We start from the raw sequence: 15,335 nt of genomic DNA, 5'->3' as shown, positions 1-15,335 counted from the left end.
AAAATTTAGGCTTAACTGAACCGTATTGAATTATATTCGACTCCCTTCCAAATTACGAATTACGTTCGCGTAGCGTTTCAGAAGGAAATATTACGAATTACGAATTACGTTGGCGGTAGCCTGCCGTAGGCACTATTACGAATTATTTTAAAATCTTCTTTCAAACTCAATTACTGCGCGACTGTCATCAGTTAAATTTGTGGAAGCACGCAACCGAATTTCATCATTTATCCGATAATTAATACCCCATTGAAAGGGATCACTAGCTGTCAAAATCTTAATACTAGAGAAGGAAAATTTACTAGAAATATCTACTCCTGCTTCTAATGCTAATTCTAAACTAGAAGTGCTTTTACCAGCTTCTGGTCTATCAGAAATAATAGTAGGAAATAACCGCAGTTCACTTAAACCAAAAGCATCACCAATCTGGTTAAATGTACCCTGAAAGTTATTGAAAACAGCAGAACCTGCTATATTAATTAGACCCAATGTGCTGTCACCACGTCCTTGGGTATCTACAAACCCACCTCCTAATAAAGTGACAATTTCTGTTTCAGAGCGTGAGGGGCTGCTTTTCAGTTCCAAATTATCATTAATCTGACTTGCAGGACCTTTGACAGTTGCTTCGACACGAACTGTTTCTAATGCTGCTAATCCTGTAGAACTCTGTCTATTGATATCACTACTCTGAATTACATCTAATATCTTAGCAAATAGTTTAACGTCTAAGTCAGGGTCGCGGGGTTGAGAGCTTGAACTTCTAAAAGTGGCGGTATGTTGATAGTTACGAGCCAAATTGAATTGGGTAGTAAATAAATTTACGCCACCTTTAGTTAATTTGATAGTTCCTTCAGGTATGGGGTTACTTAAAGAACCGTTTACAATTAGATCACCAGATGCGATGAAATTAAAAACAGGTGGACGAGCAATTTGAATATTATTCCCAAGCTTTAGTGCTAAATTATTTAATTTTATAATTCCACTACTAGCAGATGTGATATTTTGCTGGTTAACTATAGAATTTGATGAATTAGTACTGGTTTTAGATGTGTCAGAGCTACTCAATTCTGTTAATAATACTTGACCATTAGATAGTCGTATTTTACCGCCTATTCCTGGTTCAAGGACGGAACCAGTAATTTTTAAATTCCCACTAGCATTACCTTGATATAATCCTTTGAGATTCAAGGCTAATTTTTCAAGATTAACGGTGAGGGGATTTTCTACTTGAATATCTTGACTATTAAAAATGGGGATTTCTCCTGCGGCTTCTACTTTACCATTGCTAAACTGACCTTGCAGATTTTCTACTAATACTTTGTCAAAATCAAATTCTGCCTTTCCAGAAACATTTGTTATTTTTTCTGGTAATGCTTGAGCAGTAAAGGTGGCATTGTTGAGTGAGGCTATTCCCTTAACTAAAGGTTGTTGTCTTGTTCCTCTGACAGTTAAATCTACTTCTCCTTCACCATTTTCAAAGGCTATTTGGTTATTTAATAAATTTAATAATGCCAAACCTTCATTTTTAACTTTTACATCTAGACTAATTTGATTTCCGTCTGGTTCTACGGATGCAAAAGGTAATTTATAAGGAATGTTGCCAGTGATATTTACAGGTTCGGGACTAGCTGCTAAGACTTTACTTCCAAAGTTTAAACGACCTTGAGCATAACTAAAACTTGCAGTAGCTGATTCGACTTTTTTCTGATTGAGTGTTCCCTCTGTGATTTCTAATTCTCCTCTGGCTTGAGGGTTTTTTATACTTCCTGCTAAAGCGGCAGTACCGTTGAGATTACCTGTAATTCCTACTGGTAATTTGACAAAGTTATTTAATATTTGGATGGGGAAATTATTAACTCGCAATTGACCAGATTGTTCTTCACCACCGATGTTACCAGTAAAAGCTATTAACCTTTGTTGGGACTGAATGCGTAAAGGTTGTAAGCGGAAAATCCCTTTTTCAAAACTGCCTTGAGCAATTACTGTTTCTGCCCGATAGAAACGACTGGGTTCTGTTTCTCTACCCCAAGTAAAGTTTTGTCCTTGTAAGTTAAACTGTATTGCTAGTCCATTGGCTGTAGCAGTATCGATGGCAATGTCGCCATTAAAAATACCTTTTAAATCTGTCAAATCTGGTATGAGTTTGGAATCTAGCCGCGTTTGTTCTTGTGCTGCTAGAAGTGCATCAATTTCTGATAGTCGCTGGATTTGATTGAATAAAGGTTGATTGGATAAGCCTTGGGGATTAGTGGTTAAATCTGCGGATGTACCGTAGGTTGGTGCTGCTAAACCTCGTTGTAAATCTTGAAGTTCAAATATCTGTGCTACTGTCAGCACATCTTGAATATTGCCTTGGTTGATGTTAATTTTTGCTTGCAGTTGAGGGGCTTTAGTGGTTTGGTTGACAGTAGCATCAAAGGTGTATTTACTTTGAGCTTTGATAAATTCACTATTTTTGAGGCTGGCTGTACCTTTGTTGTAGCTAAACTGTGTGGTGAAGCGATCGCCTTTGATTCTACCAATTTGCGGTTGTGCGATCGCTATATTGCCTCTACTTACTAATGTCTTTTGATTAATCTCCAAATCTCCAGTTAACAACCCAGCTAATGCGGCATTACCTAAAGTGGTTGTCTGCGGTAAACGTATATTTAAGGCTTGTAAAGGGAAATTTCCGACTTTAACTGCCCAATTATCTCCTGTCGCTTGACCTGTGGCTAATGCTTCCTGCCACTTGATAGCAAAGGTATTCGGGCTATTGTTGCTGTTGAAGTTCAAAGCCAAGCGATCGCTTTTCCCGGCTAAATCCAAGTTTAACCCCCGCCCTTGGAACAAGTTGATTTTACCAGATAACAGCGGCTCAAAAGCAAATTTTTGTACTGCCAAATTTCGTAACCCCAGCACACCAACGACATTAGGTGCTGTCAATTTCCCTGTCACCTGTCCTCTAAAGTCCACTTTCCCAGCTACATTTACAGCATTAGGAAACTTCAAAGGTAGTTTTTGCAGATCAAAATTCTGTGCTTGGACGTTGAGATTTAACTGCGTAATTTCCGGTAGACCCGGTTGTTGAGCATTGGCTAATATATAACCACTGGCATTCAAATTCGGAGTTCTAGCTTGAGGAATTGTCAGTTGCTGACCATTCCAACTAATAGCTGCATTGAGTGGTGAATTAATCCCACCAATACCTTGACTAAACTGCACCTGACCAGCAGCACGCACATCAGCTAATTTAGCAGATCCGAAAATGCCAGCCACTTGTAACTGACCCGCAAATTGACCTTGTAACTGCTTATTCAAGCGATTTAAGTTCACACCCAATCCAGTAATAATCCCTTGATAACGATTATTAGCAACTTGGATATTAGAGGCTGTAACTGTTCCCCCTGCCAGATTTAGCCGGGCTTGACCATTCGCTTGAATAGTTTGCGGTTGAAAAGATTCAAGGGAACCAGCAACATTAAACTGACCTGCTAATCTACCGTTTAATTGGGGTGGAACCGCTGGTAATGACTGTAAGGGTACATTTTCAACTTTAAGTTGTGTTTGATAGCGACCATTACTAAGTTGAATATTTTTAGCTGTAATTGTCCCATTACCAACCGTGAGGCTACCTTCACCCACACCACCCAAAGTCTTGAGGCTGAAATTTTCTGTATTCCCTGCAATCGTGAACTTACCTGCCAATGGGTTATTTAAAATGGGGAGAGACTGTTTTAATATTTGCCCTAAACGTACACCTCGGCCTGTTAATTCAGCAATAAAATTTTGGTCTTGCAATTGCAGACGAGAAATAGCAATTCTCCCTCCAGCAATGTCAACACCTGCACCCTCTGGGCGAATATTAGTCAGTTTAAATGGTCCTGAAGTTCCCGATAGCAGTAAACGACCGTTAAATGCTGCCCCTCCCAAAGAGATATTTTCTAGTTGCTCTTTGTTCAGAAATGGTGTTAATTTCACACCAGAGGCTTGAGTTACAGCTTGCCAACCTTGGGAATCGTAATTACCATAACCCCGGACTATACCACCACCAACATTAACAGCCACATCACGAAAAGTAACTGTGCGGTTTGGATTGATAATAGTTTCACCAGTAGCGGCATATTTAGCCTTTGGTGCTTGCCATTTAACTAGAGTTTGGACTTGATCAGTTGCACCAGTGAGTGCGGCTGTGGCGGAGACATTGCCGATGGGAAATCCTGAAGTAATATTGTAGAGTTTAGCGATCGCATCCCCTGGAATATTCTTGGCAGTAAAATTAACATTTATTTGTGGCGTTTTACCAAGTTGGATAGTTCCCCCACCTCTAATCTCTCCTCCCAATGTAGATTGACCTTGAATATCCTTGAGAGTAATCAGAGAGTCAAAAGTCGAAAGCTCAAACTTACTACTAACTTTCCGAAAATCAACTTTATCAATTTGGGCAGTTTTCAGATTAGAAACAGTCCCGGAAAGAACAGGTTTAGATATATCTCCAACTATCTGCAAATCTGCTTTGACTACTCCACTCACAGGTAAAGGTGATTTAACCTTGAGAGTTTCCAGGGCTTTGGATACACTCACCGCATTCACACGCCCTTGCAACTGAAAACCCTTTTCTCGGTCAATCACACCTCTAGCCACCAAGGGAATTTGTCCGTAGCTAGTAATTACATCATTATCTAACTGTATTGCCAGTCCTTTAAAGGTGATATTACCCTGAGTATTTTTTAACAGTTGTGGTACTTTTGCTAGTTGTATGGTCACGTTTTGCAAAGCAGCAGTACCATCTAATAAAGTTTCCTTGTCTGGTATCAATTGAATTTGCAAATCACCATTGACCCGACCAGCTTGTAAAGTCAGTGGTAACTTAATCAAATTAGTAATATCTGCGGCCAATAAATCTTGGGTTTGCAGCTTTAACTTACCTTCTAAACTTGCTTGGGCGCGGATATTTCCCTGAAGGAAAATGCTGCCACCATTGTCTGGTTTTCCCGCTAACTCAAACTTAATCAGGCGGTTATTCTCTACCAGTTGGGAAGTTCCATTTAGTCCTGAAAATACTACAGGGGCTGAGGACTGGGGCATTGATGCTTGCCCTTTTGCCTCTTTTATTCTGCCGTGATGCGCCAACAATACAATCCTGCCATTACGAAAGCGCAATTTATCTAAATCAGTTTTAATTAGACCACTTTTGCCGCCTGGGGCTATCTTAGTGGTAATCCAGCGACCTTGCTGATCTTGTTGAATATACACATCTGGGTTAATTAAAGTGACATCCAGTTTCAGATGGCGGTTAACAATTAATTGCCAGATGTCAAAACCTGCTTCTACTGCTTCTATAGTCGCCCGATCTGAATCCGTAGATGTAGGAGGAATCTCCGAAGCGGCAAATTTTACCCCCATCAGAGAAAATTCTTTTACTTGTCCAAGTTTAACTGGACGGTTGAGGGTAGAGGTAAGATTTTTCTCTGCCAATGGTGCTAACTCAGTTTGCACAAAATCCCGCAACCGCCAGATACCGACGATAATTCCCAGCAGCAACAATGCTCCTAAAGCAAGGCCACTACGACTCAATATGATCAACCACAGATGCTTAGGGTTATTGATCGGAGGATGAGAATCTTGATTGGTAGAGTTAGACATAGGTTTTAAATCTTAAATTGCCGGATGTCGCTAACAACCGACTCTTAATAACTACACTATATTTAACAACTATGCAACTTCCAGTATCCAGATATTTAGTTTCCTGTTACTTATTTATGTGCTGATCAACTGAGCTAAAGCCCAGCACCTTTAGGTTGGTGTTGCTTACTGATTTAATGGGAATAATATAAACTTGAGATTAAAGGCTGAATGATGCGTGTTTTTGTATTAATTTTCAATGTCGGGACTGATAACGAGGGGATTCACACAGTTTGGACTAGTAATCCTGAAGCGGGGCTGTCAGGGGCAGGACGCAATAAAATTCTCATGTTTGAGTCAGAAGATGACGCGACACGCTATGCTCTGATGTTAGAAGCACAGGATTTTGCCTCACCAACAGTCGAGGTGATGAATGCTGAGGAGATTCAGGAATTTTGTGCAAGTGCTGATTATGACTGGGAACTGATTCCAGAAAATAGTAATTTGGTAGTCACTCCACCAGAAGTAAATGTCGAACAAACCGACTGGCAACCGGAGAACGAAACAGTGGATACTGATGAAGATTCCTTCTACCCCAATCCATCTGCTACCGCAGCACAGGATACACCTGATTCTGATTTAGACAGCATTCGTCGCCGACTAGAAGGGTTATTGTAATTAGTCATTAGTCATTGGTAAATGACAACTGGCCACTGACAACTGACACAGGACAAGTAAAAAATGACAAACTTGCAGGAACGCGGGCATCTCCTGACGGAACAGGTAAATCCCAATAGTCTGAATTTAGACCAACTTAGCTCTCTAGAATTGGTGGAGTTATTTAATAACGAAGACCAAAAGGCAATAGCCGCGATCGCAGCCGCTAAAATTCAGTTAGCAGCAGCTATTGAACGCACAGCAGATCGGCTTCATGAAGGCGGACGTTTATTTTATATTGGTGCGGGGACAAGTGGGAGATTAGGTGTATTAGATGCGGCTGAGTGTCCACCTACTTTCTGCACGCCTCCAGAGTTGGTACAGGGTATTATCGCTGGTGGTGCTGGCGCACTAGTAAGGAGTTCCGAAGATTTAGAAGACCGGGCAGAAGATGGAGAAAGTGCGATCGCTCAACGACAAATCACCCAATTGGATGTAGTAGTCGGTATCACTGCTGGAGGTACAACTCCTTATGTTCACGGGGCATTAAATGCTGCCCGTCAACGGGGGGCAATGACTATTTTTATGGCCTGTGTTCCTGCTGAACAAGTAGATTTTGATGCAGATATTGACATTCGTCTGTTAACTGGCCCAGAAATTCTCGCTGGTTCTACCCGCCTCAAAGCTGGTACTGTCACTAAACTAGCTTTAAATATTCTCTCTACGGGGGTCATGGTGAAGCTAGGTAAAGTTTATGGTAATCGCATGGTAGATGTCGCCGTCACCAACCAAAAATTACGCGATCGCGCTCTACGAATTTTACAAGATTTCACTGGTTTAAGTCGAGAAGCAGCTGGTTTCTTACTGGAACGTAGTGGCAAATGGGTGAAGTTAGCGCTGTTAATGCACTGGACTGATTTAGATAAGGAAACGGGTGAACAACTCTTAGCTGCACAACAGGGTAATCTTCGGGCTGCTGTTGACAGTTATAAACAACAAAAGCCAACCGATTGAAGAAGAGATGCGGAGGTTTTTTTTGATAAGTAACTAAAATATAGCAACCTCAATCATTAAACTTTTGTAGTGAGGGCTTTAGCCCTCAACCCTAGTATCAACACATCAATAAAAAAGAGGTCTTTTTAGGCCTCTTAAGCATTAAATCAAATAATTTTTGGTTGATAGCAATTTAAGACAAACCAGTATTCATACCTTGTTTACCAGTTGCCAATTCCACTTTAACAATTTTGCCACCCATTTTTTGAATCCGTTGTTGTTCACGGAACCAGTTTTCATAAGGAACTAACTTAGTAAAGTAAGTATTTTGTAATTCGCGTTGGGTGCGAGTACGAGTTAGACTAGGAACACAAGCAGTGATTTTAAACAACCGGGACATATTCTTGAAATCTCCTGATATTGTTTGGCGAAACTTTATTTTTATCTCAAAAATCTTGAGTGCAAATCTTTAATTAATCTTTCCAAGGCTGGGAATCAACCATCAATACTAGACTGATAACACTTACAATCAATTAGCAAGAGAACCTTCTAGCAATCATGATTGATCTCCAGACCTTAATAAAGCCGCACCTAAATTACTAAGTGCAAACGTAACTCCTAGCTCAAGCCAGAGGAGATATAGTCGAAGTAAACGCCCATTTCTTTACCAGCGTCAGGACCAACCAAACTAGCGGTTACTTCCTTCATAGAGCCGATAGCTTGAACGGTAGCGCCTACGGGTACTCCCAAGGAGTTGTAAGTTTCTTTCAAACCGTTCAATACACGCTCATCCAAAATGGATGCATCGCCAGCCAACATAGCGTAGGTAGAATAACGCAAGTAGTAATCCAAGTCACGGATACAAGCTGCGTAACGACGAGTGGTGTACATATTACCACCGGGACGGGTGATGTCAGAGTACAACAAGGACTTAGCTACAGCTTCTTTAACGATCGCAGCAGCGTTAGCACTGATGGTTTGAGCCGCACGAACGCGCAGTTCACCAGTAGCGAAGTAGCCTTTTAGCTTTTCGAGAGCAGCGGTATCAAGGTACTTACCTTGAACGTCTGAAGAATTGATAACGGAGGTAATTGCGTCTTGCATTGTTGTTTTTTCCTTATTTCCAACCTTATTGCCACAGTTTTAGTTTGAGCTTCTTAAACAGCTAAAACCTACTGCATTGCACCAACAACGTAGTCGAAGTAAGAACCAGCTTCACCAGCGTCTTCAGAAGACAACAGAGTAGCAGCAACGTTCTTCATAGCGGCAACGCCACCAGCAACTGCATCAATGGGAGTACCCAAAGATTTGTACATTTCGCGTACACCAACGATACCGATTTCTTCGATGGGGGTAACATCACCAGAAACGATTCCGTAGGTAACGAGACGGAGGTAGTAGTCAAGGTCACGCAGGCAGGTAGCTGTCATTTCTTGACCGTAAGCGTTACCACCGGGGGAAACAACATCAGGACGTTTTTGGAATAGTTGGTCGCCAGCACCTTTAACAATGCGCTCGCGGTTTTCGGTCAATACTTGAGCGATGCGGAGACGTTGTGCGCCACCAGCAACAAAACCTTTGATTCTATCTAATTCACCGGGGCTGAGGTAGCGAGCTTCTGCATCAGCATTCACGATGGCTTTCGTGACGATACTCATTAATGGATTCCTCCAAAACTAATGACACCAGCTTTGAAACTGGTAAGACTTTAATTGGTTGATAGCGTTTTTCTATCTTATACACATTGCGAGTCAGATAGACTCGATACAACTAGATAAGGCTGAAAACTCAACTACCTTCCGCAAAACATTGTCCGGCATTATGTTGAGCATTTATTGCTGCTCTTAACACTTTGTAATATTAATTTTCAGATTTGCTCATTCTGAGGGAACAGGGAACAGAAAAAAGGAAAGGTAGCAGGAAGCAGGGAGCAAGGGGGAAAATACTTCTCCCCTGCACCCTGCCCTCTGCCCCTCTGCTTCTTCTGTCACCTGTCACCTGTTGCCTATCTGTTGCTAGGACGACCGGTTAAAACAGCGGGGGATAAGCTAGACCAGGATTGTTTAACCAAGTCTGCTGCTGCCTGTACACTACCAAGGTAGTTACCTGCTGGTAAGGAAGGATAGCGGTTGTAAGGTACAACATCTTCACCAAAGTACCGAGCATACTCAGAACTATTAACCATTGCCTCTACAGCAGCCCTTAAACCGCTATCGGCCAATAATTTGTTATATTGACGGATTTCGCCTTGGGTAGCTGGTGCGCGACCCAATAGGTGACGGAATAGGAATTCAATCACCTTGGTGTTGGGATAGGGAGTGTAGAAACGCTTGCGATAGATATCTGAACTAGCTAGTTCGATGACAAACTCACGGACGGTAATTTCACCGTTACGTAATTTGCTATCTAATTCAGAACGACGGAAATAGGTAGGTACTTGCCCGCTAAATACGTCCATTACCTGACAGTAGATAGCATTAATTACCTGATTGGTTTCTGGGGAATTTGTCCCAGTGGTAGCGCGGTAAATCCGAGCTGGTTTGCGACGACTTGTACCCACACCAACTTCTACAGACTGACCACGACCATCGTTGTAAGAACGACCCAACTCAATAAACAAGGGGTTGCTCTTGTCGATTTTCTTGGCTTGAGTCGCCAAATCAGCGATCGCATTCGCTAACATTGGCGTATTCTCAGTTTTAATCCGTGGCTTCAGAGTTTCAAAGCTAGGAACAACCACGTCATCATTTTGCTTGGTTAGCTGGTTGTAAAGCTTCTCGGTATTGGGGAAGTTAGCCGCTGGTAGAGTTGGGAAGCGACGATAAGGAACAGTATCCTCACCAAACACCTGACGATATTCCGCACTATCTACCATCTCGCTAATAAAGGCACGAATACCTTGAGTAGCTAAAATTTGGTTATATTTGCGAATTTCTGCCTGATCAATAGGGGCGCGACCCAAGAAATGCTTAGTACCCAACTCAATTACTTTGGTGTTGGGGTAAGGTGTGTAGAACTCCTTCAGGTACAGATTAGAGTAACCCAAACCTTGAATAAATTCCTTAACACTAATTTCACCATTCACCAACTTACTTTCTAGAACTGTGAATTCGTTCTTAGAAATGTAAGGAGCAATATCACGCTCAAAAATCTGACGGTAAGCACCGCTAATCACGGTTTCAGCAGCAATCTTGTCATTGCTAACTGCTGTCAGCTTAAAGACCTTGGTTTGCTCACGTTGCTTGCTAACACCTTGGTTCATGCGGAAATCAATATCTGGCTCAGTCCGCATTTCTGTAACTGCACCCAATTCCACAAAGCGAGGTGTTTCTTGTTTTTCAACATTCGCCACATCTTCGCGGATAGTACCCACGCGCAATTGACGTAAAGACACACCTGCAGGCGTTAGATAGCGTTCGTAAGGAACTGTATCTTCATTAAATGCTTGGCTGTATTCTTCACTGTCAATGATGGCATCAACGACCGCATAGAAGCCCTTCTTAGCAGCAATGTCAAAATACTTATTGTTTTCTTGACGACCGTAAGTAGGACGACCCAACAAGCGACGGTGAATGTACTCAATGGCTTTACAGACATAGAGAGAAGTCCAGTACATCTTGCGGAATAAATCCGACTTCGCCAACATTTTGACAAACTCGCGGACAGTGATTTCGCCGTTTTCCAGCTTAATTTCTGCAACTTTCAGGCGTTGACCTTCGTAAACGTCACGACCGAAAACTTGCAAGTAACAAGCCTTAATTACCGCTTGGGTAGAGCTTTCAGAGAATTTAACACTTGCACCTGTAGCCGCTTTTTTGCCAATAGTTCCAGGTAACTGGTCTAACTTGAACACCTTTGCGCCCAAAGTCCCAGGAGCTACACTCCTAGCACGAGGATTGCTGAGTTGGTTATTGATACCAGGTCCTTGGTGAATCAAAATCCGGCGGGTATCTTTACCAAAGGGTGCAGGGCTGCTGCTGGGGTTGCGGGTTTCTTTGGGGAAAATCGCCCCAAATTGAATTTCCAAGGGGTCATTACCAGAACCGTAGGGATGTTGGTCGGGTAATGGCTGTTCGTAAGCAGCAAAAGTTGTAATAAACTGAGGAACCTTACGGAAAGGCGCACTGTAATTAAAGAGGTCTTGCTGTTGTCCCCAGTTGCGACATTCTTGAGCTTCTTGACCCAGACCCCGAAGGTAGGGAACTGTTTCTTCACCAAAGTAATCGCTGTATTCGTTGGAATCTACTAAGGCATTAACTAAAGCTGGTAAACCGCCTTTGGAAACAATGGAGAAGTATTTTTGCACTTCTTCACGACTACTTGGACCCCGTCCTAAAATGTGACGGAAAGCCAACTCAATTACCCGGCTGTTAATAAAAGGCTGATAAAACTGTTTTTGGTAAAGGGGAGATTTAGCAAGACGACGAATAAACTCCTTCATGGAGATTTCGCCATTTTTAACTTTGGATTCCAAGTCAGAAATAGACAAGCTGTAAGCACGGGTAATATCGCGCTCAAACACTTGACGATAAGCCGCTTTGACGATTTCTGTCTTTTCGCTAGAAGACAATCCTGGCTTCATAACGTACTTGGGACGACGTTCTGCGGCATTAAAGTAAATTTGCGGCAGTTGTAATCCTTGTTGGTCGCCGGAAGGACGTTGACGGACTTTGGTTGAAGGTGTAGGGGCTTGGAATTCTGTCAGCAACACATCCATGTACTGAGTCACAATTTCTGTGGCTGCGGCATCTTTACGGAAATAAGACAAAGCTGCTGCTTTGATTTCCTGCAAAGCTACTATGGTTGCTTCTCCAGAACAAGCATTTTCAATAATTTCCCGCAAACCTCTGGTGTTGACAGAGATGATGTTAGGATCGCCAGCTACGATCGCATAGGTAGCATAACGCAAGAACCAGGACAAGTCCCGTAAGCTCTTAGCCATGTTGCTAGGCCCATAACGAGCTACGTTAATGGGTCTAAAGCCTACAGGTGCTGGTCCACTGGCAGAAGTATTGAAAATAGAACGCAGGTTTTCAAAGAAACCACCACGACTTTCAACGTAGGTAACAGTTCCTAGTGCCATGCCCTCTTGCACACTCATCCCACCAGCGCCAACCATTGCTAGTTCTCGCTCTTGGGGCTTTTCTAAGAAAGCCATTGGTGAGCCACCGACAAAAATCCGGTTAGCAGCACGAGAGACGATGATCTCGGAATTTTCTGTGAGAATCTGGGCAATTTCTAAACGCTTTGCACCAGATGCAAAATAACTTCCCAATTCACTCAGTTCGCCTTTTCCCAAAAAGCGGTCTTGTTGTTCCGCTTGGGAAATAGTCGCTACTGGTAATGTTTGATATAGTTGCGGACGCGCAACGGAGCTTCCACCACTTGCCTTAACACTCATTGGATTTCTAAAACTCCTAATAAATAAGTTTATGTGTTAAGTCTGGGTTGTTCTGAGGCTTGACATATTTACGTGTTTATGAATGTTACGCCCCCAAAACCCAGTAAATTAACCCAGTTAATTTTTAGATTAGAACGTTTTGCGTTTACGCTGCTAGTTTATTAAGAAGTATGTCGAATCTGTAATCTAAATTAGGTGATTGGCACAAGTCAGGGGGAAATTCATTTGTGTATTTTGGAATTAAGTGAGTTGATATCAGTTGTGTTATTATAAATTAAGCGTAGTCGTTATGAGTTTGTATAATAGTCATGATTAAACCTACAGTAGAAAACTTGGTAATTATCGGTTCTGGTCCAGCAGGATATACGGCGGCTATATATGCAGGACGTGCTAATTTAAAACCTGTTGTCTTTGAAGGGTTCCAAGCTGGAGGTTTACCGGGTGGACAATTGATGACAACGACAGAAGTTGAGAACTTTCCCGGCTTTCCCCAAGGTATTACCGGGCCGGAACTGATGGATAATATGAAAGCCCAGGCGGAACGGTGGGGGGCGCAATTATATACGGAAGATGTGATCTCAGTTGATTTGAGTCAGCGCCCTTTTATTATCCGTTCCCAAGAAAGGGAAGTAAAGGCGCATAGCTTGGTAATTGCTACTGGTGCAACAGCCAAGCGGTTGGGTTTACCTAGCGAACATGAATTTTGGAGTCGGGGAATTTCTGCTTGTGCAATTTGTGATGGTGCAACTCCAATTTTTCGTGGTGCAGAGTTAGTTGTAATTGGTGCAGGTGATTCAGCAGCGGAAGAGGCAATTTATTTAACTAAGTATGGAGATCAGGTGAATTTGCTGGTGCGTTCGGAAAAAATGCGGGCTTCTAAAGCAATGCAAGACCGGGTTTTGAGTAATCCGAAAATTCAAGTACACTGGCACACAGAGGCTGTGGATGTCTTTGGAAATGGTCAGATGGCTGGGGTGAAAGTCCGCAATAATCAAACTGGGGAAGTGAGCGAATTACCTGCCAAGGGTTTATTTTACGCCATTGGTCATCAGCCCAATACTAGCTTATTTCAAGGGCAATTACAATTGGATGAGGTGGGGTACATTATTACTAAAGATGGTGGCGTAGAGACTAGTATAGATGGGGTATTTGCTGCTGGTGATGTGCAAGACCATGAATTTCGCCAAGCTATTACGGCGGCGGGTACTGGTTGTATGGCGGCGATGTTAGCGGAACGGTGGTTATCTGGGAAAGGTTTAATTCAAGAGTTTCATCAAATCCAGAGTCAGGAATTGGAAGCCCAACCAGAAGATAAAAAAACAGAAACAGCAGCGGAGTTTAATTTGAAAACAACACGCCATGAAGGTGGTTATGCCTTAAGGAAATTATTCCATGAGAGCGATCGCTTGATGTTGGTCAAATATGTATCTCCTGGTTGTGGTCCTTGCCATACACTCAAACCTATTTTAAATAAAGTGGTTGATGAATTTGACGGTAGAATCCATTTTGTCGAAATCGACATTGACAAAGATAGAGATATTGCTGAAAATGCTGGAGTTACCGGCACACCGACGGTGCAACTATTTAAAAATCAAGAACTAGTGAAGGAAGTTAAAGGGGTGAAGCAAAAAAGCGAATATCGACAATTGATAGAGGGTAATTTGTAGACTTCATTAAACATCGATTTTTGTTTAAATATCCGTTATCCAGAATTCTTGTAGAGACGTTCCATGAGTAGAAATTATCGTCTCTACAATGAAAAAATTATCAACCGATCTCTCTGTTTTCTTTTCCTCAAATCCTACTAGCTAGTGGTCTGTCAAATACATAATGACGGATAAAGAAGTAACTAACCGCAAAGAACGCAAAGAGCGCGAAGGAAGAAGGAAGAAGGAAGAAGGAAGAAGGAAGAAGGAAGAAGGAAGAAGGAAGAAGGAAGATTTATTTACCCGTCAATTAGTTCTTGACAGACTACTAGTCAGTTATGACTAAAGCTGCGTGTCACACCAAAAATCTATTGTAGGGTGCGTCAGATATCAAAAATCTGCTTATTGACTGGATTTATACAGTCTGACGCACCTTTCTAATGTGCTAGTTGCATAAGTCCTGGCAGTGACAATTAATGTTAAGATATACAGGTTTTGCTGAATAAAATTAAACCGTTTATAAATCTATGGATGTTGCCGTTATTATCACATTATTCAATGGAGAAAAATGGATTCGTCAAACTCTAGAATCTGTTTTATCTCAAGAAGATCCTCCATCAGAAGTTGTTGTTGTGGATGATGGTTCAGAGGATAATTCTCCAGAGATAGTTAGAGCGTTTTCAGGGGTTACTGGAGTTTAGACTAAGGCATGAAAAAAGACTCAGGAGGGCTGAGTTAATCAGAGACTTCGTAAAACTATGAATAATCTTAGGTATTAAACAGTAACTGATGGTTCTTTACGTGGTCGTGTTACTGTTTTTTTAACAATGGGGCAGGGGTTTTTACGGTGACGCTGTTTTCCTGATTCCCAACCAGGAGACTTTCCGCGAGGTTTGGGTGCAGAGGCGGGAGTACCAATGGCCGCAAAAACTCCACCCATAGATTGAGCAACTCTTCCAGGGGTCAAATGACCCTGAGATTTCTGCCAAGGAAGAGGATTATCCGTAACAATATCACGAGCTAACCACAATTCC

10 protein-coding genes and 1 pseudogene are annotated in these 15,335 nt (G+C 42.1%); 5 read left to right on the top strand and 6 right to left on the bottom strand.

Annotated elements, in window-relative coordinates:
* Positions 1–147 precede the first annotated feature (147 nt).
* Positions 148–5,625, bottom strand: coding sequence for a translocation/assembly module TamB domain-containing protein (locus tag ANA7108_RS0118955; protein WP_016952391.1), 5,478 nt, complete (start codon positions 5,623–5,625; stop codon positions 148–150).
* 213 nt (positions 5,626–5,838) lie between these two features.
* Here ANA7108_RS0118955 and ANA7108_RS0118950 point away from each other — a divergent pair, with 213 nt between their 5' ends.
* The gene (locus tag ANA7108_RS0118950) at positions 5,839–6,282 is read left to right on the top strand and encodes a DUF3110 domain-containing protein (RefSeq protein WP_369750743.1); all 444 of its coding nucleotides are present in this window, start codon (positions 5,839–5,841) and stop codon (positions 6,280–6,282) included.
* A gap of 63 nt (positions 6,283–6,345) precedes the next feature.
* Positions 6,346–7,275 (top strand): N-acetylmuramic acid 6-phosphate etherase, encoded by a 930-nt coding sequence (gene murQ / locus ANA7108_RS0118945; RefSeq protein ID WP_016952389.1) that lies wholly within the window; start codon positions 6,346–6,348, stop codon positions 7,273–7,275.
* Between the two features lie 172 nt (positions 7,276–7,447).
* Here the strand turns inward: murQ and ANA7108_RS0118940 are convergent, their stop codons facing one another.
* The 4 genes from ANA7108_RS0118940 to ANA7108_RS0118925 form a co-directional block, all read right to left on the bottom strand.
* The gene (locus ANA7108_RS0118940; protein WP_016952388.1) at positions 7,448–7,654 is read right to left on the bottom strand and encodes a phycobilisome linker polypeptide; all 207 of its coding nucleotides are present in this window, start codon (positions 7,652–7,654) and stop codon (positions 7,448–7,450) included.
* Between the two features lie 218 nt (positions 7,655–7,872).
* Positions 7,873–8,358, bottom strand: a complete 486-nt coding sequence (apcB, locus tag ANA7108_RS0118935; protein WP_016952387.1) for an allophycocyanin subunit beta — start codon at positions 8,356–8,358, stop codon at positions 7,873–7,875.
* A gap of 68 nt (positions 8,359–8,426) precedes the next feature.
* The gene (gene apcA / locus ANA7108_RS0118930; RefSeq protein WP_016952386.1) at positions 8,427–8,912 is read right to left on the bottom strand and encodes an allophycocyanin subunit alpha; all 486 of its coding nucleotides are present in this window, start codon (positions 8,910–8,912) and stop codon (positions 8,427–8,429) included.
* Between the two features lie 347 nt (positions 8,913–9,259).
* Positions 9,260–12,655 (bottom strand): phycobilisome rod-core linker polypeptide, encoded by a 3,396-nt coding sequence (locus ANA7108_RS0118925; protein ID WP_016952385.1) that lies wholly within the window; start codon positions 12,653–12,655, stop codon positions 9,260–9,262.
* A 308-nt stretch (positions 12,656–12,963) separates the two neighbouring features.
* Between ANA7108_RS0118925 and trxB the strand changes: the two genes are divergently transcribed.
* The 3 genes from trxB to ANA7108_RS29045 all read left to right on the top strand — a co-directional run bounded on the left by trxB (position 12,964) and on the right by ANA7108_RS29045 (position 15,002).
* The gene (gene trxB, locus ANA7108_RS0118920) at positions 12,964–14,322 is read left to right on the top strand and encodes a thioredoxin-disulfide reductase (RefSeq protein ID WP_016952384.1); all 1,359 of its coding nucleotides are present in this window, start codon (positions 12,964–12,966) and stop codon (positions 14,320–14,322) included.
* 163 nt (positions 14,323–14,485) lie between these two features.
* Complete coding sequence (locus ANA7108_RS30310) at positions 14,486–14,647, top strand: hypothetical protein (RefSeq protein WP_016952383.1); 162 nt, start codon at positions 14,486–14,488, stop codon at positions 14,645–14,647.
* Positions 14,648–14,828: 181 nt separating this feature from the next.
* Complete coding sequence (locus ANA7108_RS29045) at positions 14,829–15,002, top strand: glycosyltransferase (RefSeq protein ID WP_016952382.1); 174 nt, start codon at positions 14,829–14,831, stop codon at positions 15,000–15,002.
* A 74-nt stretch (positions 15,003–15,076) separates the two neighbouring features.
* On the opposite strand, the pseudogene ANA7108_RS27665 reads toward ANA7108_RS29045, so the two are convergent.
* Positions 15,077–15,335, bottom strand: a pseudogene (locus tag ANA7108_RS27665) (transposase); the annotation flags it as partial.

This window comes from Anabaena sp. PCC 7108 (assembly GCF_000332135.1).
Lineage (GTDB): Bacteria > Cyanobacteriota > Cyanobacteriia > Cyanobacteriales > Nostocaceae > Anabaena.
This window is presented reverse-complemented; position numbering and strand designations above follow the sequence as displayed.

Coding starts and splice junctions, on each gene's coding strand:
- apcB (WP_016952387.1), bottom strand. CDS start 8,358: ATGCAAGACGCAATTACCTCCGTTATCAATTCTTCAGACGTTCAAGGT.
- apcA (WP_016952386.1), bottom strand. CDS start 8,912: ATGAGTATCGTCACGAAAGCCATCGTGAATGCTGATGCAGAAGCTCGC.
- ANA7108_RS0118940 (WP_016952388.1), bottom strand. CDS start 7,654: ATGTCCCGGTTGTTTAAAATCACTGCTTGTGTTCCTAGTCTAACTCGT.
- ANA7108_RS0118925 (WP_016952385.1), bottom strand. CDS start 12,655: ATGAGTGTTAAGGCAAGTGGTGGAAGCTCCGTTGCGCGTCCGCAACTA.
- ANA7108_RS0118955 (WP_016952391.1), bottom strand. CDS start 5,625: ATGTCTAACTCTACCAATCAAGATTCTCATCCTCCGATCAATAACCCT.
- ANA7108_RS30310 (WP_016952383.1), top strand. CDS start 14,486: ATGACGGATAAAGAAGTAACTAACCGCAAAGAACGCAAAGAGCGCGAA.
- trxB (WP_016952384.1), top strand. CDS start 12,964: ATGATTAAACCTACAGTAGAAAACTTGGTAATTATCGGTTCTGGTCCA.
- ANA7108_RS0118950 (WP_369750743.1), top strand. CDS start 5,839: ATGCGTGTTTTTGTATTAATTTTCAATGTCGGGACTGATAACGAGGGG.
- murQ (WP_016952389.1), top strand. CDS start 6,346: ATGACAAACTTGCAGGAACGCGGGCATCTCCTGACGGAACAGGTAAAT.
- ANA7108_RS29045 (WP_016952382.1), top strand. CDS start 14,829: ATGGATGTTGCCGTTATTATCACATTATTCAATGGAGAAAAATGGATT.